Source organism: Conexibacter sp. DBS9H8 (assembly GCF_023330685.1).
In the GTDB taxonomy this organism is placed as follows: Bacteria; Actinomycetota; Thermoleophilia; order Solirubrobacterales; family Solirubrobacteraceae; genus Palsa-465.
The window spans coordinates 934430-958479 of record NZ_CP097128.1; the positions used below are offsets into that span (position 1 = coordinate 934430).

Genomic DNA, 24050 nt, shown 5'->3' on the forward strand with positions numbered 1-24050 from the left:
TTCATCTCTGACCAACCATTCAAGCTCTCGGCCCTGGGAGCCGATGGCTGGGGAACGGCCCCCCGGGATCCCTCGACCGCCCCATCCTATGACCGCGCTCAACCGCCGCAGTGAGCTGACGCTCGCACCCTCGCCTCCGCCGCAGTCCGCTGCGGGTTTCTGGCAGGCGACGGTTGACGCCCTCGTGGCGAACGTCGCGGTGCTGGACCGTCACGGCGTGATCGTCGCCGTGAACGACGGTTGGGCGCAGTTCGCCATCGACAACGGTGCGCGCTGTGCGACGAGCCGCCCCGGAGACGGGGTCGGGGTCGGGGTCGGGGCTGACTATCTCGGGGTGTGCGCGGCGGCGAGCGTGAGCGAGCCACTGGCCGCCGAGGTCCACCGGGCGCTCGAGGACATCCTCGGCGGGCGGCGCGACGGGTTCCGGTTCGAGTATCCCTGCCACGCGGCCGGTCAGGAGCGCTGGTTCGCGATGCGCATCACGCCGTTCGTGGGCGGCGGCGAGATCTCCGGTGCGGTGGTGGTGCACCATGACATCACGGCTCGCCGGCGGGCGGAACGGTCGGTCGCCGAACACGCGTCGCTGCTGGACGCAGCCGACGCGGCGGTGATCGCCACCGATCTGGACGGGGTCGTGACGCACTGGACCGCGGCGGCGCAGCGGCTGTATGGCTGGTCCGCCGGCGAGGTGATCGGCCGGTCGCTCTCTCAGTTCGGGGTCGTGCCCGGGGGCCTGGACGGGAGCGCCGGGGGTCTCCGCGGGGCGGTTGAGGCCGGGCAGCGGGAGTGGCGCTTTGCCGCGCGCCACAAGGACGGCAGCAGCTTTCCGGTGTACGCGCGAGAGACGGTGCTGGAGGATCCGGACGGACGGCCGGCCGGCCATGTTCGTGTCCTGATCGATCTCAGTGATCGGGTCGCGATCGAGCAGGAGCTGCGAGGCACCCGGGACTTCCTCGACACGGTCACCCAGACGATGGCCGACGGTCTCTACGTCCTCGATGAGGCCGGACGCCTCGTCTTCATCAACGAGGCGGCCGAGCGGATGTTCGGCTGGAGCCGGGAGGAGCTGATCGGGCAGGTGATGCATGACCTGACCCACAGCCGGCGGGAGGACGGCAGCCCGCTCCGCTGCGAGGACAGTCCGATCACCCGGGCGCGGGCGACCGGAACGGCGGTACGCGTCGACAGTGACGTGTTCATCCGCCGGGACGGGACGCTGCTGCCGGTGACCTACTCGGCGGCGCCGTGCGAGCTGCCCACCGGCGGGGTCGGGTGGGTGGTCGTGTTCAACGACATCACCGAGCGCAAGGAACGGGAGGAACGGCTGCGGCGCGAACTGGAGGCACTCGATTGGGTGACGCGCATCCGCACCGCCCTTGATGAGGAGCGGTTCGTGCTCTACGCCCAGCCGATCATCGACCTCAGCTCCGGGGAGACGGTGCAGCACGAACTCCTCATCCGGATGCTCGCAGACGACGGGAGCGTGATCGCCCCCGACAAGTTCCTCCCGACCGCGGAGCGGTTCGGCCTCATCCGTGAGATCGACCGGTACGTGATCGAGCGGGGCGTGCGCTACGCGGCGGCGGGACACCTGGTGGAGCTGAACCTGTCCGCCGCGTCCCTCGGTGACGCGGACCTCAGCGACTTCGTCCACCGCCGGTTGCTCGAGCATGCGGTCGACCCGCGGCGGCTCGTGTTCGAGATCACGGAGACGGCGCTGCTCGAGAACGAGGCGGCGGCGATCCGGTTCGCGAATGAGATCAACGCGCTCGGCTGTGAGGTCGCCCTCGATGACTTCGGGACGGGCTACGGAAGCTTCCACTACCTCAAGCGGCTTCCCGCCCAGACCCTGAAGATCGACCGCGAGTTCGTCGCCGACCTGGACGGCGACCCGGCCAACCGGCACGTCGTGGACGCGATCGTCCGGCTCGCCAGGGCGCTGGGGAAACGCACGATCGCGGAGGGCGTGGAGGATGAGGCGACCCATGCGATCCTCCGGGGGCTCAACGTCGACTGCGTCCAGGGGTATCTGTTCGCCCGTCCGGCTCCGGCCGATGACGTCTTCCACATGCCGTCTCCCGGACCGAGGACACTGCTGCCATGACCAACGATGCGTCCCGCGACGATCTCGAGACCGATCAACGGATCGCCGACCTGGAAATGGCGGTCGTCGACCGCCAGCAGGCGATCGCCGACAGCACCCAGGACTCCCTCGATCACCAACAGCAACAGCTCGACGCCCGCGAGTCCCGTGACGGCGTCCGCGCCAGTCCGATTTCCGAGCGCGACCAGGCGATCCTCGATCGAGCCCAGGCGCGGGTGGATGCCCAACAGGATCAGCTCGAAAGCATCTATGACGGGCGTGACGCCTACCAGGATCTGCTCGACGCCCAATACCGCGAGCTGTCCGACGCTCAGCCTGCCTCCCTGCCCGACCACAGCTTCAGTGCCGCCGCCGATCCCGGCCTCACGGCAGCACGCCAGCGCCGGCTCGAGCAGCTCCGCGACCGGGCGGCCGCCGCCCAGATCCGAGCCGAGAAGGCACGCCAACGCGCCGAGGCGGCGAGCCGGCGGGCGACGGAGGCCGACCGGCGCGAGGACGAAGGCTGATCAGGCCAGAGCGGGGGTGACCGCCGCCCCGGCGCTCAGCAGCTCCGCGTAGACCCCCTCGGTCTGGCCGGCTACCTGGCGCCAGTCAAAGCGGGCGGCGTGGGCCCGCCCGGCGGCGGCCATCGCCGCCCGGCGGGCGGGCGCGTCAAGCAGGCCGGCGAGCGCGCCGGTGAGGGCGCGAACGTCCCCGGGCGGGACCCGCACGGCGACCCCGGGGGCGTCGGTCACCTCGCGCAGACCGCCGGTGTCGGTGACGATCACCGGACAGCCGCAGGCCATCGCCTCGAGCGGGACGATCCCGAAGGGCTCATACAGGGACGGGACGACGGTCACGTCGGCGGCGCGGTAGAGGCCGTGGAGGGTGTCGTCGTCCACTCGGCCGAGGAAGACGCCCGCCTCGCGCAGCCCGAGGCTCTCCGCCTGGGCGTGCAGCTCCGCCTCCGCCGTGCCGGTCCCGGCGAGCAGGAACCGGACGGGGCGTCCGGCGGCGACGAGCGCGGCGATCGCCTCGAGGCTGACGTGGAAGCCCTTCTCATAGACGAGCCGGCCGACGAGCAGCACGAGCGGCTCCCCGCCGGGGGCGTGGCGGCGTCGCAGCGCTGCGACGTCGGTGCCGGGGGCCACCTCAAGCTCAGCCGGGGCGATCCCGTTCGGGATCGCGCTCACCCGTCCGGGGGCGAGCCCGAACACGCGGCGGACATGGCCGGCCATGTACTCCGAGCAGCAGATCACGTGACCGGCGGTGCGGACCATCCGCCGCTCCGCGCGGTGGATCGCCCGCTGCGGGTGGGTGTGGACCCAGCCGTTGTGGCGCCCGAACTCGGTCGCGTGCACGGTGACGAGCCACGGGAGGTCATGCGCGGCGGCGAGCGCCTCTGCGGCGGGGGCGACCATCCAGTCGTGGGAGTGGATGAGATCGAAGCGGCCGCCGCCGGCCAGCGCGGCACCGCGGGCAAACAGCCGCTCGTTGAGCTCACCGACCCAGGCCATGAACCCGTCGAGGTCGGCGCTGAACGGGGCGATCGGCACCCGGTGCACGTGCACCGGTCCGCGCCCGGACGCCTCGGGCTCCCCGGCGTCCTCGGTCCCGGCCCGGGTGAGCACCGACACGTCGTGCCCGGCGGCGGCGAGGCCGGCGGCGAGCTGGGTGACGTGGCGGCCGAGGCCGCCCTCGATCACGGGCGGATACTCCCAGGAGAGAAGCAGGACCCGCATCAGGGGGTTCAGCGTACCTTGACGGCGCTCACCGAGCCGGGGGCGAGCCCGACGGTCACCTCCACCCGGTCCCCGCGGCAGAAGGCGACCGTTCCCGCGGGCGCGGGGATGGCCTGGTAGGCGCCGGCGGGCCCGAACGCCTCGGGCAGGCGGGCGCGGAGGGCGAGCAGCTCACGGATCCGGGCGAGCTTGGGCTCGGGCGTGGGGGTGGTGAGGGCGGCCTGCCGGGCCGCCCAGTCGACCGGCCGGCGGTTGTCCGGGTCGACGAGGGCGCGGAAGGTCAGCTCGTCCCCCTGGTAGATGTCCGGGACGCCGGGGCAGGTCAGCTTGAGGACCACCCACGCCTGCGAGATCTGAGCGCCGAGCGGCTCGACGTCGGCGAGCAGCGCCGCCAGCTCCGTGCCGAAGGCCGGGTCATCGGCGAGGCCGGCGACCCACGCCTGGGCGGCCCGCTCATAGGCCTCATCCGGGGTGATCCAGTTGCTGTGGCGTTTGGCTTCGCGCAGCGCCTTGACGAGGTACGCGTCGATCCGCGGGCGGTGCTCGGGGGTGGGGGGGAACCCGACGAGCGTCTGGAGGATGAAGTAACGGTCGATCAGGTCGGGTCCGTCCGCCTCGGCCCGGGCCTCGGTCCCCGCCCCGGTCCCGGCGTCGACCCCGAGCCAGCGTCGGGCAAACCGGTCCCACGCCTGCGGGAACCAGGTGAGGGCGACGATCCGGGCGCGGACGTCCGCGGAGCGCTTCGCGTCGTGGGTCATCGTCGTCAACAGCCCCTCGGGGTGGCGGAGGGCCCGTTCGGCATTGTGGGCGTGGAAGGCGCCGACGGGGAGGGAGAACCGCTCCGGGCTGCCGCCGACCTCGTTGAGGGCGATCAGCCGCGCGTAGCGGTAGAAGGCGGTGTCCTCCACCCCCTTGGCCATCACCGCCGGGGCGGTCTGGGCAAACCGGGTGAGGAACTCGCCGGCGTGCGGTGGCGGGTAGCTGCGATACACCGGCTGGCTCGTGAGGGCGACGGCGATCGCCTCCGCGCCCGGGGCGCCGTCGATCCGCGCGAGCCGGTCGACCTCCGCGGTGAACGTGGACGTCGCGACCGCCAGCTTGGCCTCCCACGCCCAGGCGCTGAAGGGCCGCCGGTCTGCGGCGACGTCGCGCCACAGCGCGTCGAAGGTCGCCTCCGCCGCCGGGTCGGGGTTGACCGACAGGGCGGTCAGGTCGTTGAGGAACTCATAGCCGACGGTGCCCGACACCGGCCAGCTGTCGGGCAGACGCTCGTCCGCGGCGAGGATCTTCTCCACCCACACCCGCGTCGCGCCGGCGTCCCGGAGGCGGCGCAGGTACGCCTCAGGGTCGGCAAGCCCGTCCGGATGGTCGACCCTGAGCCCGTCCACGAGCCCGTCGCCGACGAGGGCGAGCAGCCGCGCATGGGTGGCGACGAACACGTCCTCCCGTTCGACCCGGATCGCCGCGAGGTCGTCAACGTCGAAGAAGCGTCGCCAGGCGCCCGTCGCCGGGTCGATGTCAAAGAACGTCGCGCGCAGCTCCGGGTCGGCCCAGAACCGGTTCTCCTCCGCGGCGCCCATGTGGTTGGGGACGACGTCGAGGATCAGTCCGAGCCCGGCGGTGTGGGCGGTGCCGACGAGGGCACGGAAGCCGTCCTCACCGCCGAGGTCGTCCGAGAGCCGGGACGGGTCGACCACGTCATAGCCGTGGGTCGAGCCCGGCCGGGCCTGCAGGCAGGGGGACAGGTAGAGGTGCGAGACCCCGAGCTCCGCGAGGTAGGGAACGAGCTCGGCGGCGGCGGCGAACCCGAAGGCAGGGGTGAGCTGGAGCCGGTAGGTGGCGCGCAGCTCACGGGGGGATGGTGTCGGGGGCATCGGCAGGCTCCCTGTCAGCTCACCCGTTTGAGGACGACCATCGACCGGTGGATCAGCTCCACCGGCGTGTCCGTGTCATAGACGCTCGAGCCCGCCAGCGCCCCCGGGGCCATCGTCGAGATCTCCAGCGCCCAGCGCATCCGTTCGTACCGGCGCGGGAGGTGAAAGTCGACGTTGTCCGCGCACGCGTTGAACAGGAGCAGGAAGCTCGCGTCGGTGATCCGCTCGCCCTGGGGGCCGAGGTTGGGGATCGCCTCACCGTTGAGGAACAGGCCGAAGGCGTGATCGGGCCCGTCCCAGTCGGCGGGCTCCATCTTCTCCCCGTCGGGCCGGAACCACCAGGCGTCGGCGAGGTCGGACTCCCCGACGGCCCCGCCCGGGTCGTCGTTGACGTTCGAGCCGACGAGGAACGCCTGACGCCGGAACACCGGGTGCTCGCGGCGCAGGCGGATGAGCCGCCGGGTGAACGCGTGCAGGCTCTCGGCCTCCTCGGTCCACTCCCAGTCAAACCAGGAGGTCTCATTGTCCTGGCACCACGCGTTGTTGTTGCCGCCCTGGGTGCGGTTGGACTCATCCCCGCCGAGCAGCATCGGGGTGCCCTGGGACAGCATCAGGGTGGCGAGGAAGTTCCGTTGCTGGCGGGCGCGGAGGGAGCGGATCGCCGCGTCATCGGTCGGTCCCTCCACCCCGCAGTTCCAGGAGCGGTTGTCATCGGTCCCGTCCCGGTTGTCCTCGAGGTTCGCCTCATTGTGCTTGTCGTTGTAGGCGACGAGGTCCGCCAGGGTGAACCCGTCATGGGCGGTGACGAAGTTGATGGAGGCGAACGGGTCCCGCCCGTCGGACTGATACAGGTCCGAGGAGCCCGCGAGGCGCTGGGCGAACGCCCCGCAACTCGCCTCCCCGCGCCAGAAGTCCCGCACCGTGTCCCGGTAGATGCCGTTCCATTCAGACCACAGCACCGGGAAGTTGCCGACCTGATAGCCGCCCGGGCCGACGTCCCACGGTTCCGCGATCAGCTTCACCTGGGAGAGGATCGGGTCCTGGTGGATGATGTCGAAGAAGCTCGAGAGCCGGTCGACGTCGAAGAACTCGCGGGCGAGCGCGGAGGCGAGGTCGAAGCGGAACCCGTCGACGTGGCATTCGAGCACCCAGTAGCGCAGCGAGTCCATGATCAGACGCAGGACGCTCGGGTGGACCGGGTTGAGACTGTTGCCGGTCCCGGTGAAGTCCATGTAGCGGCGCTTGTCGTCGGGGACGAGCCGGTAGTAGGAGGCGTTGTCCACCCCCTTGAAGGACAGCATCGGCCCGAGCTCGTTGCCCTCGGCGGTGTGGTTGTAGACGACGTCGAGGATCACCTCGATCTCCGCCCGGTGCAGCGCCTTGACCATCCCCTTGAACTCCCGCACCTGCTCACCGCGGCGACCGGTCGCCGCGTACTCGGAGTGGGGGGCGAGATACCCGATCGTCGAGTAACCCCAGTAGTTGGTCAGGTCACGGTCGGCGAGGAACGACTCATCCGCGATGTGGTGGATCGGCAGCAGCTCGACGGCGGTCACCCCGAGGTCGGTGAGGTAGCGGATCGCCGTGTGGGAGGCGAGCGCGGCGTAGGTGCCGCGCAGGTCCGCCCGGACCCCGCTGTGGCGGCGGGTGAACCCGCGGACGTGCACCTCATAGATGACGGTGTCCGCGAGCGGGGTCCGCGGCGGCCGGTCGCCCTCCCAGTTGAACGCGTCGTCGATGACGACGCACTTGGGGACCGCGCGGGCGTCATCGGCCCCGTCCGCGGTGAGGTCGGCGTCCGGGTTCTCGGGGGCGGGGACGTAGGGCAGGAGGTTGGCGTCCTCATGGAAGTTGACGACCCCGTCGATCGCCTTCGCGTTCGGGTCGATCAGCAGCTTGGCCGGGTTGAAGCGGTGACCGTTGACGGGGTCGTAGGGGCCGTGCACCCGGAAGCCGTAGCGCTGGCCGGGGCCGATCCCCGGCAGGTAGCAGTGCCAGCTCATCGCCCGGCGCTGGGTGACCGGCACCCGCGTCTCCGTTCCGTCCTCATCGAACAGGCACAGCGTCACCGCCTGAGCGTGCTCGCTGAACAGGCTGAAGTTCGTGCCCTGCCCGTCCCAGGTCGCCCCGAGCGGGAACGGGCGCCCCGGCCACACCTCCGTCATCGCGCCGCCGTCTCGTCGACGAGCACCGCGCCGCCCCAGGCCGGCAGGGTGAGCGTCCCGCGGGCGACGCTGACCGCCGGGTCGGAGCCGAGCGCGAGCCGTCGCCCGGTGGCCAGGTGGGTGACGGTCTCAGGGCCGAAGTTGGCGACGAGCGTCCAGCCGGGCCGGGTCACCGTCAGCTGCCGGGCATCCTCATCCCACTCCAGGCCGGTCGGGTCGCCGAGGTCGAGCTCACCGCGGAGGGACAGCAGCGCCCGGTAGAGGGCGGCGAGCTGCGGGTCCTCGCGGCGGGTGAGGGTGGAGGCGGCGAACGTGTCGGGGGCCATCGGGTCGGGGATCTCGCTGCCGAAGGAGGCAAACGCGGCGAACTCGGCGCGCCGGCCCTGCCGGGTCGCCTCGGCGATCTTCGGGTCGATGTGGTCGCAGAAGAACTGAAACGGCGCGTCCTCCCCGTACTCCTCCCCCATGAACAGCATCGGCACGTACCCGGACAGCAGGGTGAGCATCGCCGCGAGCGGCCGGGCGGGGGCAGCCAGCCGGTCCCCGAAGGCGCGGTTGCCGACCTGATCGTGGTTCTGGGTGCAGACGACGAAGGCGTGGCGGGGCAGGTCCCCGGCGGGGGCGCCGATCACCCGGTCCCGGACGGGGGAGTAGACGCCGTCATAGACGAAGGGGCGCCCGAGCGCCTTGGCGAGGTCCCCGACGGCCCCGAAGTCGGCGTAGTAGCCCTCATGCTCGTCGGTGAGCAGCGTGCGGACGGCGTGGTGGAAGTCATCGGCCCAGCTCGCGTCGGTACCCCAGCCCCCACGGTCGGGCGGGCGCATCACCTTCGGGTCATTGAGCGCCGACTCGGCGATCACGACCGTCCGCACGTCGATCGCCTTGACCCGCCGGCTGAGCTCGGCGACGAGATGCTCACAGGAGGCGTCGAAGATCGCGTGGACGGCGTCAAGGCGCAGCCCGTCCACCCCGAAGTCCCCGACCCAGCGCTCCGCCGATTGACAGACCCACTCCCGCACGGGGTCAGCCCCGGCGTCGTCATAGTTGAGCGCCCGGCCCCACGGGGTTTCGTAACGGTCGGTGAAGTAGGGCCCGAACGCCTCGAGCGCCTTGACCCCGGAGGCGCCGACGTGGTTGTAGACGACGTCCAGGATCACCGCCAGCCCGCAGGCGTGGGCGGCCTCCACGAGGGCGAGGAACCCGTCCGGGCCACCGTAGGTCGATTGGGCCGCCGACAGGTACACCCCGTCATAGCCCCAGCCGCGGGCGCCGGGGAACTCGCCGATCGGCATCACCTCGATCGCGGTCACCCCGAGCTCGGCGAGGCCGGCGAGATACGGGATCGCCCCGGTGAACGTCCCAGCCTCTGAGAAGGTGCCGATGTGCAGCTCGTAGATCACCTGCTCGGCCAGCGGGGCGGGCGAGAACCTGCCGGTCTGCGCGGGTCCTGGGGCGGGGGGCGCCCAGACGCGGCTGGGGCCGCGCAGCCCGGTCGGCTGGCTCGCGCTCGCCGGGTCCGGCAGGCGCCGGCCGTTGACCTGAAAGCGGTAGTCGGTGCCCGCCGGGGCGGTCGTGGTGAGGGTGTAGACGCCGTAGCCGGCGGGCGCCATCGCCTCCGCGCGGACCCGCCGGCCGTTGCCGAGGATGACCGCGACCCCGTCCCGGGCGGCCGGGGCCCACACCCGGAAGGCGGTCTCCTCGGCGCTGACGGGATGGGCCCCGAGGCGCTCCAGCCACGGGAGCGGTGAGGGGGCGGCCCGGTGGCCGCCCGCCTCAGTGACCATCGGGCATCAGCCAGAGCGCCCCGAGCGGCGGCAGGGTGAGGGCGACGGACTGGTCCTGGCGATGCCACGGGATCGGCTCGGTCGCCAGCGCCGCCGGGTTGGTGACGCCGCTGCCGCCGTAGGCGTGCTCGTCGCTGTTGAGCGCCTCGCGCCAGACGCCGGGGCGGGGCAGGCCGATCCGGTAGCCGTGGCGGGGGACGGGGCTGAGGTTGAGGACGCAGACGAGCTGGCGGGCGCCGCCGAGGGAGCGGCGGACGTAGGCGACGACGTTGTTGTCGGCGTCGTTGGCCTCCAGCCACTCAAACCCGGCCGGGTCGCCGTCGAGCTCCCACAGCGCCGGTTCGGCGACGTAGAGGCGGTTGAGCTCACGGACGAGGCTCTGGACGCCGGCGTGGTCGGCGTGCTCGAGCAGATGCCAGGGGAGGGAGGTCTCGTGGTTCCACTCGGTCGGCTGGGCGAGCTCGGTGCCCATGAACAGCAGCTTCTTGCCCGGGTGGGCCCACATGTGCGCGTACAGGGTGCGGAGGTTCGCGAGCTTCTGCCAGTGGTCGCCGGCCATCTTCTGATACAGCGACCCCTTGCCGTGGACGACCTCGTCGTGGGAGAGTGGCAGGATGTAGTTCTCCGAGAACGCGTACATCAGGCTGAAGGTGAGCTGATGGTGGCGGTAGCGGCGGTAGATCGGGTCCTGGGCGAAGTATTCGAGCGTGTCGTGCATCCAGCCCATGTTCCATTTGAACCCGAACCCGAGCCCGCCGAGGTAGGTCGGCCGTGACACGCCCGGCCAGGCGGTCGACTCCTCCGCGGCGGAGATGACGCCCGGCTCGACGGCGTGGATCAGCTCGTTGAGCTCCTTGAGGAAGGAGACGGCCTCGAGGTTCTCGCGGCCGCCGTGGATGTTGGGCACCCACTCGCCGTCGGCCCGTGAGTAGTCGAGGTAGAGCATGGAGGCGACCGCGTCCACCCGCAGGCCGTCGGCGTGGAACTCCGACAGCCAGTAGCGGGCGTTGGCGATCAGGAAGTTACGCACCTCCCGGCGGCCGAAGTCGAACACGAGCGTCCCCCAGTCGGGGTGGGCGCCCCGGCGCGGGTCGGCGTACTCATACAGCGGCCCCCCGTCGAACTCGGCGAGGGCGAACGCGTCACGGGGGAAGTGGGCGGGCACCCAGTCCAGCAGCACCCCGACGCCGCGCTCGTGCAGGCGTTCGATCATCGCCTTGAGGTCGTCGGCGCTGCCGAAGCGCGGGGTCGGCGCGAAGTAGGAGGTGACCTGGTAGCCCCAGGAGCCGGCGAACGGGTGGGCCATCACCGGCAGCAGCTCGACGTGGGTGAAACCGAGGTCGCAGACGTAGTCGGCGAGCTCGTCGGCGAGCTCAAGGTAGCTGAGTGACCGGTTCTGCTCCAGCGGGTTGCGCCGCCAGGAGCCGAGGTGGACCTCATAGACGCTGAGCGGGCGGGCGTGCGGGGCCCCGGCGGACCGGCGCGCGGCCCAGCGGGCCTCCGAGTCGGCCCACACGTGCCGGGAGGCGGTGACGACGCTTGCGGTCTTCGGCGGCATCTCCGTCGCCTGGGCCCACGGGTCGGCCTTCAGGTTGACCTGCCCGTTCGCCCCACAGACCGCGTACTTGTAGTTCTCGCCCTCGAGCGGGTGGGGGTGAAAGAGCTCCCACAGGCCGTCGGCGAGCGGTCGCATCGGGTCCGCGCCGACCTCCCAGCCGTTGAAGTCGCCGACGACGCTGACCGCCAGCGCGTTCGGGGCCCAGACAAGGAACGCGGTGCCGTCGACGCCGTCATGGGTGCGCAGGTGCGCGCCCATCAGCTCATGCGCGCGCTCGTGGCGGCCCTCGTTGAGCAGGTGCAGGTCCAGTTCGCCGACCAGCGGCGAGTAGCTGCGCACCCCGCTCATGCCGCCAGCAGCGCTTCGATGCCCGCGACCGGGATCGACACCCAGTCGGGACGGTGGTCAAGTTCATATCCGAGCTCGTAGATCGCCTTCTCGAGCTCGAAGATGCCGAGCAGGTTGTCGATCGCGGCGCTGCCGGAGGGCAGCAGGCTCGGGTCGACCGCGTCCAGGTAGGCGGACAGGAACGCCTCCCGGGCGGCCGTCTCGATCCCGTCCGGGGCGGTCTCGCCCGCCAGCCCGACGGCGGCGACCGCGTAGGCGAAGGAGCGCAGCATGCTCGCGACGTCCCGCAGCGGGGAGCGTTTCATCCGCCGCTGGGAGAGCGACCGGGCGGGCTCGCCCTCGAAGTCGAGCAGCACCCAGCTGCCGTCGGGGCGGGCGAGGGTCTGGCCGAGGTGGTAGTCGCCGTGGAGGCGGACCATCTTTCCGATCGCGCTGATCTGCGGCCAGGCGGCGAGCCGTTCGCGGACGTCGGCGCCGCGTCCGCTCAGCGGGGCGAGCGCCGGATTGTCGGGGAGGGCGAGGAACATCCGCTCGATGTCCTCGTCGACCTTGGCGCGCAGCAGCGCGACGGACTCGTTCGAGGGTTCCTCCGGGGCAAAGGCCGGGTCGTCATGGTCGGTGGCGAGGACGCTGTGCAGCGTCGCGGTCGCCTCCCCGAGCGAGGCGGCGCGGGCGAGGAAGCTGTCGGGCGCGGTCGGGATCTCGGCGAGGGCGAGCTGCCAGCCGTCGTGCCCGTCGGGAATGAGGTCCTGGAGCACCCCGAGGGTGCACGCGAGCGCCGGGCTCTCATACTCATACCAGCCCCGCAGCGTCGCGATGTGGGGGTAGTGCCGGGCGCTCAGGAAGCGCAGCATCTCCAGCTCCGGGTTGATGCCCGCCTCGAGCCGGCGGAACACCTTCAGCACGTAGGTGTCATCGACGATCACCGACGTGTTCGACTGTTCGGCGCCGACCGGGGCGAGCGCCGGGCGCGCCAGCGCCGTGTCCCCGAGCAGGCTGCGGAAGCAGAACAGGCCGTGCTCGGTGCGGTGCTCGCCGGCGGCGGCGATCGCATCGGGGACCCCGGCGGACAGGGCCGGGACGAGCTGGTAGAGGGCGTGGGTGCCGTTGGTGAAGGAGACGGCGATCAGGCGCAGCTCCTCACCGCCGGGGAGCGGGGCGGCGTCGAGCTCCTGCACCCGGGCGATCTCCAGGCTCTTTGACGCATACCAGCGCTGCTGGATCAGCCAGTCGGTCAGCTCACTCATCGCCGGGCTCCAGGGTGAACCAGTAGAACCCGCGAGGGGCGAGGGTGAGCAGGTACGGGAGCTGGCCGATCCGCGGGAACCGGGTGCGGCCGAGCATCTCGACCGGGTGGGTGCCCTCCATCGCCGACAGGTCGAGCTCGACGAACTGGGCGGCCCGGGAGAGGTTGTGGACGCAGAGGACGACGTCCTCCTCATAGCGGCGGATCAGCGCGAAGATCCGCGGGTTGTCGGAGGCGAGCGGCTCGTAGCTGCCCAGTCCGAAGACGGGGTGCTCCTTGCGCAGGGCGATGAACCGGTGCATCCAGCGCAGCAGTGAGGTGGGGGTGCGCAGCTCCGCCTCCACGTTGACGGCCTGGTAGCCGTAGACGGGGTCCATCAGCGGCGGCGCGTACAGCTGGGCGAAGTCAGCCCGGGAGAACCCGCCGTTGCGGTCCGGGGTCCACTGCATCGGGGTCCGCACGCCGTCACGGTCACCGAGGAACACGTTGTCTCCCATCGCGATCTCATCACCGTAGTAGAGAACGGGCGAGCCCGGTAGGGCGAACAGGATCGCGGTCATCAGCTCGATCTCATCGCGACCGTTGTCGAGCAGCGGCGCGAGCCGGCGGCGGATCCCGACGTTCAGCTTCATCCGCGGGTCCTTGGCGTACTCGGCGTACATGTAGTCGCGCTCCTCGTCCGTGACCATCTCGAGCGTCAGCTCGTCATGGTTGCGGAGGAACAGCCCCCACTGGCAGGATTCGGGGATCGCCGGGGTCTGCTCGAGGATCTCATAGATCGGGGTGGCCTCCTCCCGGCGGATCGCCATGAACATCCGCGGCATCACCGGGAAGTGGAAGGCCATCTGGCACTCGTCCCCGTCCCCGAAGTACTCGACGACGTCTGCGGGCCACTGGTTCGCCTCAGCGAGCAGCACCCGGTCCGGGTAGTTGGCCTCGATCTCGGTCCGCACCCGCTTCAGGTACGCGTGGGTTTCGGGGAGGTTCTCACAGTTGGTCCCCTCCCGTTCGAACAGGTACGGGACGGCGTCGAGGCGGAACCCGTCCAGACCGAGGTCGAGCCAGAAGCGCAGCACCTCCAGCATCGCCGCCGCCACGTCCGGGTTGTCGTAGTTGAGGTCGGGCTGGTGGGAGAAGAACCGGTGCCAGTAGTAGGCGCCCGCGACCGGGTCATAGGTCCAGTTCGACTGCTCGGTGTCGACGAAGATGATCCGCGCGTCCCGGTAGCGCTCGGGGGAGTCCGACCACACGTACCAGTCGCGTTTGGGCCCGTCGGGCCCCTCGGAGCGGGACGCCTGGAACCACGGGTGCTCACTCGAGGTGTGGTTCATCACGAGGTCGGCGATCACCCGCATCTCCCGGGCGTGGGCGGCGTCGATCAGCTGCTTGATGTCGTCGACGTTGCCGTAGTCGGGGTGGACCTTGAGGAAGTCGGCGATGTCATAGCCGCCGTCCCGCAGCGGCGACTCGTAGAAGGGCAGCAGCCAGATGCAGTCGATCCCGAGCCATTGCAGGTAGTCGAGCTTCTCGGTGAGGCCGCGCACGTCCCCGGATCCGTCCCCGTTGGCGTCGAAGAACCCGCGGATGTGGATCTCGTAGAAGACGGCCCGCTTGAACCACAGCGGGTCGCCCTCGAACCACTGGCTCGTCTGGGCAAAGCCGGGGGCGGCGGCAGCGGGGTCGCGCGGGGGCGGGCCGGGGGTGGGGCCGACCTGCGGGGTCGCCGGGGTGGGCCGTGGGGCGGACCGTGGGGTGGGCCGGCCCGCCGGGTCGGGGGAGACCGCGCCGCTCACCGTTCGAGCACCGCCACGTGCGCGTCCCCGGGTTCGAGGGCGACGTAGTTGCGGCCGATCCGCCACTGGAAGTGGGTGGCGCCGACGACGTCGGCGACCCCGAACACCGGGGCAGTCCCGAGTTCGGCGGGGACGACGCAGAGCCCCTCCTGGCGGTGGTGGGGGTCGAGGTTGACGATGCAGATGACCGTGTTGGTGCCCGTCTGCTTCGCGTAGGCGATCAGCTGGTCGTTCTCGGTCTCCAGGAACGTCAGGTTGTCGAGGCGCTGCAGAGCCGGGTTGGCTGCGCGGGCATGGTTGAGCCGGCCGATCAGGCCGAGCAGCGGTCCTTCCAGGCGGCGCGGTTTGATCTCGTACTTCTCCGAGTGCAGGTACTCCTCCGACCCTTCGGCGACGGCGACGTTCTCCGCGTTCTCAAAGCCGCTGTAGATCCCGTAGCTCGGGCTGAGGGTGGCGGCGAGGACGAGCCGGGCCGCGAACGCCGGCAGGCCGCCGTGCTGGAGGGAGGCGTGGAGGATGTCGGGCGTGTTGGCAAAGAAGTTCGGCCGGAAGTACTCCCGTTCGGGGCCGTGGGCGAGCTCGGTGAGGTACTCGGTCAGCTCCCACTTCGCGTTGCGCCAGGTGAAGTACGTGTAGGACTGGCTGAAGCCGACCTTGGCGAGGTGCTGCATCACCCGCCGGCGGGTGAACGCCTCAGCGAGGAAGATCACGTCCTGATCCCGGTTGTGGACCTCTGCGATCAGCCACGCCCAGAACGCGGCGGGTTTGGTGTGCGGGTTGTCGACCCGGAAGATCTTCACCCCGCAGTCGACCCAGCCGAGGACGATCTCCAGCAGGGCGGCCCACAGTGCCTCCCACTCCGTGGTGTCCCAGTTGACGTTGTAGATGTCCTGGTACTTCTTGGGCGGGTTCTCCGCGTACTTGAGGCTCCCGTCCGGGCGGCGGTGAAACCACTCCGGGTGCTCGGTCAGCCACGGATGGTCGGCGCTGCACTGGATCGCGAAGTCGAGGGCGACCTCCATCCCCAGTTCGGCGGCGGCGGTGCTGAGCGCTCGCAGGTCCGCGACGGTTCCCAGTTCGGGGTGCACCGCCTCATGGCCGCCGGTCGCATCCCCGATCGCCCACGGGGAGCCGGGGTCGCCCGGGGCGGCCTGCAGGGTGTTGTTGGCCCCCTTGCGGTTCGTCAATCCGATCGGGTGGATCGGCGGCAGGTAGAGGACGTCAAAGCCCAGTTCGGCGAAGGCGGGCAGCTGTGCGCGGACCCCGGCCAGGCCCCCCCAGGAGCGGGGGAACAGCTCATACCAGCTGCCGTAGCGGGCGCGGATCCGGTCGACGCGCAGCGGCAGGGGTCCGAGGCTCGCGCCGCCGGTGCGCCGCGCCGGGCCGTCCGGGATCGTGGCGGGGTCGAGCAGGGCCGCCCAGTCGGGCGCGTCGGCGTCGATGGTGATCCCAAGCAGGCGCTCGCCCTCTGACAGCTCGCCGCGCAGGTCACTCTGGCCGGCCTCCCGTTTGCGGGTCAGCTCCTGCTGCCAGGTGGCGACCGGGTCGACCCACGCGTCAATCATGTACTCCCAGTCCCCGACCGCGTCGACGCTGAAGTGGCCAGCCCAGCGGACCCCGTCGTGGTGGGCGTCGACCGGTGTCAGGGGCGCCTCCCCCCACGGGTCGGTCCCGACCCGGCGGAAGCGGACGGCCGCGCCGAGCCGGTCGTGGCCGTCTCTGAAGATGTCGGCGCTGACGGTCACGTCGTCCCCGACGCAGCGTTTGGGCGCATAGCGGCCACCGTCGACGGCGGGCGCCGGTGCCTCGATCACGATCCGTGGGGGGGCGTTCACCGACCCGGAAGTAAACCGGGTTCCCTCCGGGGCCGTGACGGTCGCGCGCATGCCCCCTTTCTGCCCTCCTCATCGTGCGCTAAACACCCCAGGCGAGCCGATGCCCGCCCCGCCCCCCACCCCGGCCGCCGAGCGCGCCGCCGGCGTGCAGTGCCACATCACCTCCCTGCCCGGCGGTCGCCTCGGCGCGCCCGCCTTCACGTTCGTCGACTGGCTCGCCGCTGCCCGCCAGCGCTGGTGGCAGGTGCTGCCCCTCGCCCCGCCGGACCGCTACGGCTCCCCGTACAAGGCCCGGTCGGCCTTCGCGATCTGGCCGGGGCTGCTCGCGGCCCCGCGGGCGCGGGTGAGCGCGGCCGAGCGGATCGACTTCACCGACCGGCACGCCTACTGGATCACCGACTGGGCCCGGCTCGAGCGCGGGCGGCGTGATGAGGTCGTCGCCGACCAGGTCCGCGCCGAGCGGGAGTGGACGGCGCTGCGCACCTACGCCCACGACCGCGGCGTCGCTCTGTGCGGGGACCTTGCCATCTACGTGGCTCCGGGGAGCGCCGACCATCGCGCCCACCCGGAGCTGTTCCAGGACGGGGCGGTCGCAGGGGCGCCCCCGGACGCCTTCACCGCCCGCGGGCAGCTGTGGGGCAACCCGCTCTATGACTGGGGCCGGCTGGCCGCGCAGCGGTACGAATGGTGGGTGAGGCGCCTCGCCCACACCCTCGCGCTCGTCGACGCCGCCCGCCTCGACCACTTCCGCGGCTTCGTCGCCTACTGGTCGGTGCCCGCCGGGGACCCCGACGCCCGCGGCGGCCGCTGGCGCCGCGGACCGGGCCGGGCGCTGTTTGACGCCTTCTCCGCCCAGCTCGGGGACGCGCTTGCGCTGATCGCCGAGGACCTCGGGGTGATCACCCCGGCGGTCGAGCGCCTCCGGGACGACCTCGGCCTCCCGGGCATGCTCGTCCTCCAGTTCGGCTTCAGCGCCGGGGACCGCCACAGCCCGCACGCCCCCGCCAACCATCCCGAGCACCGCTGGGTCTACACGGGCACCCACGACCACGACACCGCCCGCGGCTGGTTCGAGAGCCTCGATCAGGCGACCGCCGACCGGGTCACCCGCGCGGCGACGGGGGCGAGCGTCGCCCTCGGCCTGCGGCTGCCCGCCCAGTCGTGGTGGCGGCTGATCAGCCTCGCCCACGCCTCCCCGGCGAAGGTCGCGATGGTCCAGGCCCAGGACGTCCTCGGCCTCGGATCGGAGGCGCGGATGAACGATCCGGGCCGGCCGGGCGGCAACTGGCGCTGGCAGATGCCCGCGCGGGCGCTCGGCGCCGCCGACGCCGGCCGGCTCGCGGAGATCACCGAGGCGTCCGGCCGCGGCTGACTCCCGTCGGCGTCCGGCCCCGCCCGCGCGGCCCGCCGCCGGCCCGCCCGGGCGGCCCGAGATTGCCGGGTTTGGGTCGTTCTCAAGGGGGAGCGCCGCTTCACGCGTCGGCGGCCAGGGCCCCTCACCCCGCCCTCAACGGCCCTCATCTCGCCCCCGGGCCCTTCCCCTCACCCCGCCCCGGGCCTTCGCCAGGCCCGCGTGGCCCTCACCCCGCCGCCGGGGTCTCGTAGGATGGCCCCGTGCCGATCGAGATCTTCTCCGACACCGTCTGGCAGATGGCCTGGGGCGAACGGGCGGCGCTGACGGGCCTGCTCTCCCAGCTCACCCCCGCCCGGGCGATCGAGATCGGGTCGATGGAGGGCGCCTGCCTGCGCCAGATCGCCGCCCACAGCGGGGAGGTCCACTCCTTCGACCTCACCCCCCCGACCCTGCCCCAGCCCGCCAACGTCACCCTCCACACCGGTGACTCCCATCAGCTGCTCCCCGGCGTGCTCGCCCAGTTCGCCGCCGCCGGTGAGAACGTCGACTTCATCCTCGTCGACGGCGACCACTCCCCGGAGGGGGTGCGCCAGGACCTGGAGGACCTGCTCGACTCCCCGGCGGTCGCCCACAGCGTCATCCTCATCCACGACACCGCCAACGAGCGGGTCCGCCAGGGCGTCGACGCCGTCCGCTTCGCCGCCTGGCCGAAGGTCACCTACGTCGACCTCGACTGGGTGCCCGGCCGGATGTTCGCCGAGCCGTCCCTGCGGGATGAGCTGTGGTACGGGCTCGGGCTCGTGCTCGTCGACGCGAGCGCCGACGCGCTCGCTCGGCCCGAGGTGTTCGAGCCCCGCTACCGGCCGACCGCGCCGCTGCTCGGCCTCGCCAAGACGCTGTGGCTCGCCCGGGAGGCCGCCCGCCTCGCGGACCCGGACGGCGACCCCGTCGGCGTGCTCACCGCCGAGCTGGAGGCCGCCCGGGCAGAGACGGCGGCGCTGCGCCTGCGCGCCCTCGCCCTCCAGGACGAGCTCGTCCACCTCCGCCAGGTCCAGGAGCACCTCGACGGCTGCACCGCCCAGCTGCAGGAGACCCGGGCCGAGCTGTCGGCGGCCCGGGACGGGCACGCCCACGAGCGGGAGCGCCGGGAGGAGCTCGACCGGATCCTCACGGAGGTGTTCGCCTCCCCGAGCTGGAAGCTGACCGGACCGCTGCGGGCGGCCAAGGGCGCCCTCGGCCCCCGGCGCGGCTGAGGCGTCCGGCCCTCGTCTGCTCGTGCGGATCGCGCTCGTCTCCCGGGAGGTGCACCCGCTCTGTGGCGGGGGGATCGGCCGCTACGTCGCCGCCGCCGCGGCGCTGCTGGCCGAGATCGCGGAGGTGACGATCTTCACCACCGACGTCTACACCGCCCGTCACGCCGAGCTTGTCGCCGCCGCCGACCCGGCGCTGCCGCCGCCCGGCGTGGAGATCGTGTTCGTGCCCGAGCCGACCCCGGAGGAGACCGAGGTCGCCTACACGGTGATGCACCCCTACAGCGCCCGGGTGCTCGATGCCCTCAAGGCCCACTACGGCTCGGCGCCGCCGGAGCTGATCGAGTTCTGTGACTACCTGGGGGAGGGGTTCGTCACCCTCCAGGCCGCCCACACCCTCGACCCGTTCCTCGCCCGCACCCACCTCGCCGTGCGGATCCACACGACCGCCGAGCTGTGTGACCTGCTCAACGGCTACTGCCCGTCCGCCTTCTCCGCCCGGGCGATCTATGAGTTCGAGCGCTTCTGTCTCAGACACGCCGACCACGTCATCTTCCAGGGCGGGGACATCCTCGCCACCTACGAACGCTTCTACGGGGCTGCCGCGATCGCCCCCGCCACCCGCATCCGCTACCCGTTCACCGGCCCGAGCGCCGGTCCGGACCCCGACTTCGATCCGTCCGGACGGCCCCTGTCCCTGCTCTACCTCGGCCGGCTGGAGCGGCGCAAGGGGGTGCTCGCCCTCGCCGGCGCGGTCGCCGGCCTGCCCCGGGAGGACCTCTCCCTCACCTTCGCCGGGGCCGACACCACAACCGCCCCGCTCGGCGGGTCGGTCGCCGCCAACCTCGAGCTCGCGATCGCCGATGATCCGCGGATGGCGCTGCTCGGCGGGGTGCACCCGACCGAGCTGCCCGCGCTCATCCGCGCCCACGACGTGATCGTGATCCCGTCCGCATGGGAGTGCTGGCCCTACGCGGCGCTGGAGCCCCTGCACCTCAACCGGCCGGTGCTCGCCACCCCGGTCGGCGGGCTCGTCGAGATCGTCCAGGGCGGGGTGAGCGGCTGGCAGGCGGCGGGAACCGACGCCGCCGCCCTGGAGGAGGCGCTGATCACCGTGCTCGAGGACCGGGCGGGGCTTGCGGAGATGGTCGTCTCCGGCGCGCCGCTCGCTCACGCCCGCTCCCTCGCCCCCGATCAGGAGATCCTCGACGCCTACCGGCGCCTGCTCGCCACCCCGCTCACCCGCCCGGTCGCCGCCCCCGCCCGCCCCGCCGCCCCGGACCCGACCGCCGCGGCCCCGGCTGACCCGGCCCGCCCGCGGGCCGCGGAGGTGCCGCTCGTCTCCGCGATCGTCCCCTACTTCCAGGCCGAGGCGCACGTCCGCGCGACCGTCGACTCGCTGCTGGCTCAGACCCATCCGCGGATGGAGATCGTCCTCGTCAACGACGGCTCCTTCACCGACGCCGACTGGATCCTCGCGGAGCTGTCGGCCCGCTTCCCGGTGCTCGTGGTCACCCAGATGAACCAGGGTCTCGGCGCGGCCCGGAACTTCGGGATCGGCCAGAGCGTCGGCCCCTACATCCTCCCCCTCGACGCCGACAACGTGATCGCCCCCGACTTCACCGCCCGGGCCGTCGCGGTGCTCGAGGCCCGCCCGGAGGTCGCCTACGTCACCCCCTGGTCGCGCTACATCGGCACGGACGGGAACCCGTGGCCGGAACCGAACGTCGGCTACGCCCCGCTCGGGAACTGGTCGAGCCTGCTGGTGGAGGACAACGTCGCCGGGGACGCCGCCGCGCTGTGGCGCCGGCGCCTGTTCGATCTCGGGTTCCGCTACAGCGAGGAGCTGACGAGCTTCGAGGACTGGGCGCTCTACCGTCACCTCGCCGCCGCCGGCCACCACGGCGCGGTGATCCCCGAACGGCTGCTCGGCTACCGCCTCCGCGACGATTCGATGCAGGCGACCGTCGCCCGGCCCCACCGGGCGCGGCTGCTCGGGGAGATCAACGCCCACGTGAGAGCAAGGGGGATGCGATGGACTGCGTAGAGCGGCTCACCTTCGAGGCCGCCCAGGAGGACACGATGCTCGCCGCCGAGCACCGCCACCGCTACCGCTTCGCCGCCGGGTTCGCGGCCGGTCAGACGGTGCTCGACCTGTGCTGTGGCAGCGGCTATGGCAGCGCCATCCTCGCCGAGACCGCCGCGGAGGTGACCGGCGTCGACGCGGACGTCGCGACGATCGAGACGGCGCGCAGGACCGTCGCGGCCACCCGGCCGAACGTCCGCTTCGAGGCTGCGGACGCGCTCGCCTACCTGCGCGGCCCCGCCGCCGCGGCCGTCCCCGAGCTGATCGTCTGCTTTGAGGGGCTCGAGCACCTCCCCGACCTCGACGCCACCCTCACCGTCCTCGGCCACCGGGCGCAGGACGGTGCCCGGCTGCTGCTGTCGGTCCCCAACGACCGCCTCACCGGCGTGACCAACCCCTTCCACGTCACCGTGTTCGGCTATGACGAGGCGCGGGAGCTGGCGGCCCGCTTCCCCGGCGCCGAGCTGCTGCCCCAGTTCCTCGCGGAGGGGTCACTGATCGCCCCGCCGGGGGCGGACGGGGTGACGGTCACCCTTGCGGGGGCGCCCGCCCCCGAGCCGGCGTATGCCAACCACTTCCTGATCACCGTCGGCTTCTCCGCCGCCGAGGTGTCCGCCGCCGTGCACGGGGAGATGAGCCTGGCGGCCAACCCGATCTTCAACCGCTGGTCAGAGGGGCTCAAGCTCGGCGTGTGGGGGCTGCGGCGCGAGAACGCCCGGCTCGCCCGCCGCCACCTCGGCCAGGGCGGCTCGGCGGCCGCGGCGGCGGTCGCCCGCCAGGCCGAGCTGGAGGAGCGCGTCCGCGGTCTCAGCCATGAGCTGCGCGTCGCCCAGGAGCGCGCCGCGCAGCTCGAGCTCCAGCACGCCGCCGCCGCGGGCGCGGCCGCGTTCGGGACCGGCCTGCCGCCGGAGGCGGCGCTGGAGACGGCGATTCTCGCCACCCCGGCCCGCGGGTTGGCGCTGGCCGCCGGGGAGGACCCGAACAGCTGGGAGAGCCGCCGCCGCCGAGCGGAGGGGTTCCTGCTCCCCTGGATCGCCAAGAACGTCGAGCTGGACGGGGCGACGGTGCTCGAGTACGGCTGTGGCAACGGGCCCGTCGCCTGCGCCTTCGCGCCCCGGGTGCGGCGCCACATCGGCGTCGACATCGACGCGGACGCGGTCAGTGAGGGTCGCGCCCACGTCCAGCAGCGCGGCCTCACCAACCTCGAGCTGGCCCACCACCCGCTGGAGCAGATCCTGGAGGCGGTGGCCGCCCACCGCGGGGAGGTGGATGTCTTCCTGCTCTATGCGGTGCTCGAGCACCTCACCCCGCAGGAACGCGTGGCGGTCCTCACGCTCGCCCGCGATGTCGTCCGCCCCGGCGGGGTGATCGTCGTCGCCGAAACCCCCAACCGGCTGATCAGCTTTGACCATCACACCGGCCAGATCCCCTACCTGCACATGCTGCCCGCCGAGGTCGCCCTCGCCTACGCTCGTCACTCACCGCGCCGGGATTTCACCGATGCGATCAGCGCCGCCGCCGCCGAGGGTCCCGCGGAGGCCGCTGAGGCGCTCACCCGCTGGGGGCGTGGGGTCAGCTTCCATGAGTTCGAGCTCGTCTTCGGCGACCTCGCCGGGCACGTGATCGCCTCCAGCTATGACCCGCTCCTGTTCGGTGAGCGGCCCGTCCACGCTGATGACGTGACCCTGTCCCGCTACCTCGGGCGGATGCGCCCCGACCTGGCGCCCAACTGGTCCCGCTACTGGCTCGACGTGATCCTCACCCCCGCCCCGCGCGAACGCCGCCCGCCGCTTTTGACCCCGTGGGTGGCGGACACGTGCGCGAGCACCGCGGTCGGCTGGAGCGCGGAGGAGCGCCTCATCCTCACCCGCCCCGGCGCCGAGCTCGTCATCGACCTGCCCGCCCCGACGGAGCGGATCGTGCTCGGGTCGGTCACCTCCCACGGTGACCCGGTCATCCTCACCGTGAGGACCCTCGCCGGGGACTGTCAGGTCATCCACCACCGCGAGGGGCCCGGCGGTCACGCCTACAGCTCCGTCACCGTCGCCCCCGGCACCCGGCGGGTGAGCGTGCAGAGCAGCGGGGTGTGTGAGCTCGTGTTCGTCGGCTATGAGCGGTGAGGCGTGAGCGGCCCGGCCAGGCCAGGCCGCATGGAGGTGGAGGGGCGGGAGAGCCTTCGCGTGTCACTGATCGTCGGCAGACGGTCATACTTCTGGTATGAAGACTGCGGTGTCGATCCCCGACGATCTGTTTGAGCGCGCAGACCAGCTCGCCAGCAGGCTGGGCAAGAGCCGCAGTGAGCTCTACCGGGAGGCGCTCGCCGACTACGTCGCGCGCCGCGACACGGGAGCCGTCACCGCGGCCCTGAACGAGGTTGCCGACGGCCTGGCAACTGAGCGCCACGGCTTCTCAGCTGAGGCTGCGCGACGCGCGCTCGCACGCGACGAATGGTGATCAGCCAGGGCGACGTCTGTTGGGCGTCGCTGGAGTCTCCCACCGGCTCGGGCCCGGGTTTCGCCGGCCCGTTGTGGTCGTCCAGGGCGATAGCTTCAACGCGAGCCGAATCTCCACAACCGTCGTGGTGCCGCTCACGAGCAACCTCCGTCTGGCCGCAGCTCCCGACAACGTCGTGCTCGACGCAACCGGCACGGCCGATCGGCTGCTCGAGGCTGACCGGAATCGTCCCTATTGATGGGCGGCCTGTATGTCGACACCTCGGCATTGGGGCGCGTGCTGCTCGCGGAGCCTGACGCTGCAACGATCATCGACGCGATCGACCCGCAGGCCGCGGTCGAGCTGCACAAGGAGGGAACGATCGAGGCCGTGCTGACCTTCGATCATCAGCTTCAAGCTGGCTGTACCCACCATGACCTACGACTGGCGGTCACCCGAGATTCCGGGGTTGATCGGCCTGCTCGCTGACCACCTCAGG

General features: G+C 72.0%; 17 protein-coding genes. 9 read left to right on the forward strand and 8 right to left on the reverse strand.

Annotated elements, in window-relative coordinates; genetic code table 11:
* Positions 1-88: 88 nt before the first annotated feature.
* Together M3M55_RS04460 and M3M55_RS04465 are read left to right on the forward strand one after the other, a co-directional pair.
* Positions 89-2104, forward strand: coding sequence for an EAL domain-containing protein (locus M3M55_RS04460; RefSeq protein WP_249011622.1), 2016 nt, complete (start codon positions 89-91; stop codon positions 2102-2104).
* Positions 2101-2610 carry a hypothetical protein gene (locus tag M3M55_RS04465; protein WP_249011623.1) on the forward strand — a complete coding sequence of 170 codons (510 nt, stop codon included), beginning with the start codon at positions 2101-2103 and terminating at the stop codon, positions 2608-2610. Before M3M55_RS04460 ends, M3M55_RS04465 begins: the two co-directional genes overlap by 4 nt.
* On the opposite strand, the gene M3M55_RS04470 is transcribed toward M3M55_RS04465, so the two are convergent.
* From M3M55_RS04470 to M3M55_RS04505, 8 genes are all read right to left on the reverse strand, one after another.
* The gene (locus M3M55_RS04470; protein WP_249011624.1) at positions 2611-3825 is read right to left on the reverse strand and encodes a glycosyltransferase family 4 protein; all 1215 of its coding nucleotides are present in this window, start codon (positions 3823-3825) and stop codon (positions 2611-2613) included.
* Positions 3826-3833: 8 nt separating this feature from the next.
* Positions 3834-5699: a malto-oligosyltrehalose synthase gene (locus M3M55_RS04475; protein ID WP_249011625.1), complete on the reverse strand. Its 1866-nt coding sequence runs from the start codon at positions 5697-5699 to the stop codon at positions 3834-3836.
* Between the two features lie 14 nt (positions 5700-5713).
* Positions 5714-7864 carry a glycogen debranching protein GlgX gene (glgX, locus tag M3M55_RS04480; protein WP_249011626.1) on the reverse strand — a complete coding sequence of 717 codons (2151 nt, stop codon included), beginning with the start codon at positions 7862-7864 and terminating at the stop codon, positions 5714-5716.
* A complete protein-coding gene (treZ, locus tag M3M55_RS04485) occupies positions 7861-9648 on the reverse strand; it encodes a malto-oligosyltrehalose trehalohydrolase (protein ID WP_249011627.1) in 1788 nt (595 codons plus the stop codon). The genes glgX and treZ overlap by 4 nt, the downstream gene beginning before the upstream one ends.
* On the reverse strand, positions 9638-11554 hold the full coding sequence (glgB, locus tag M3M55_RS04490; RefSeq protein ID WP_249011628.1) for a 1,4-alpha-glucan branching protein GlgB: 1917 nt from the start codon (positions 11552-11554) through the stop codon (positions 9638-9640). The genes treZ and glgB overlap by 11 nt, the downstream gene beginning before the upstream one ends.
* Positions 11551-12801: a phosphotransferase gene (locus M3M55_RS04495; protein WP_249011629.1), complete on the reverse strand. Its 1251-nt coding sequence runs from the start codon at positions 12799-12801 to the stop codon at positions 11551-11553. The genes glgB and M3M55_RS04495 overlap by 4 nt, the downstream gene beginning before the upstream one ends.
* The gene (gene treS, locus M3M55_RS04500) at positions 12794-14422 is read right to left on the reverse strand and encodes a maltose alpha-D-glucosyltransferase (RefSeq protein ID WP_371878799.1); all 1629 of its coding nucleotides are present in this window, start codon (positions 14420-14422) and stop codon (positions 12794-12796) included. The genes M3M55_RS04495 and treS overlap by 8 nt, the downstream gene beginning before the upstream one ends.
* 167 nt (positions 14423-14589) lie before the next feature.
* On the reverse strand, positions 14590-16428 hold the full coding sequence (locus M3M55_RS04505; RefSeq protein ID WP_249011631.1) for an alpha-1,4-glucan--maltose-1-phosphate maltosyltransferase: 1839 nt from the start codon (positions 16426-16428) through the stop codon (positions 14590-14592).
* 100 nt (positions 16429-16528) lie between these two features.
* On the opposite strand from M3M55_RS04505, the gene M3M55_RS04510 reads away from it, so the two are divergent.
* The 7 genes from M3M55_RS04510 (at position 16529) to M3M55_RS04540 (ending at position 24040) form a co-directional block, all read left to right on the forward strand.
* Positions 16529-17800, forward strand: a complete 1272-nt coding sequence (locus M3M55_RS04510) for a 4-alpha-glucanotransferase (protein ID WP_249011632.1) — start codon at positions 16529-16531, stop codon at positions 17798-17800.
* 242 nt (positions 17801-18042) lie between these two features.
* The gene (locus tag M3M55_RS04515; RefSeq protein WP_249011633.1) at positions 18043-19035 is read left to right on the forward strand and encodes a class I SAM-dependent methyltransferase; all 993 of its coding nucleotides are present in this window, start codon (positions 18043-18045) and stop codon (positions 19033-19035) included.
* A 22-nt stretch (positions 19036-19057) separates the two neighbouring features.
* On the forward strand, positions 19058-21079 hold the full coding sequence (locus M3M55_RS04520; RefSeq protein ID WP_249011634.1) for a glycosyltransferase: 2022 nt from the start codon (positions 19058-19060) through the stop codon (positions 21077-21079).
* Positions 21067-23238, forward strand: a complete 2172-nt coding sequence (locus tag M3M55_RS04525) for a class I SAM-dependent methyltransferase (RefSeq protein ID WP_249011635.1) — start codon at positions 21067-21069, stop codon at positions 23236-23238. The genes M3M55_RS04520 and M3M55_RS04525 overlap by 13 nt, the downstream gene beginning before the upstream one ends.
* Before the next feature lie 109 nt (positions 23239-23347).
* On the forward strand, positions 23348-23572 hold the full coding sequence (locus M3M55_RS04530) for a ribbon-helix-helix protein, CopG family (protein ID WP_249011636.1): 225 nt from the start codon (positions 23348-23350) through the stop codon (positions 23570-23572).
* 73 nt (positions 23573-23645) lie between these two features.
* The gene (locus tag M3M55_RS04535; protein ID WP_249011637.1) at positions 23646-23810 is read left to right on the forward strand and encodes a type II toxin-antitoxin system PemK/MazF family toxin; all 165 of its coding nucleotides are present in this window, start codon (positions 23646-23648) and stop codon (positions 23808-23810) included.
* Entirely contained in the window at positions 23810-24040 is a 231-nt protein-coding gene (locus M3M55_RS04540) for a hypothetical protein (RefSeq protein ID WP_249011638.1), read from the forward strand. Before M3M55_RS04535 ends, M3M55_RS04540 begins: the two co-directional genes overlap by 1 nt.
* Positions 24041-24050 lie beyond the last annotated feature (10 nt).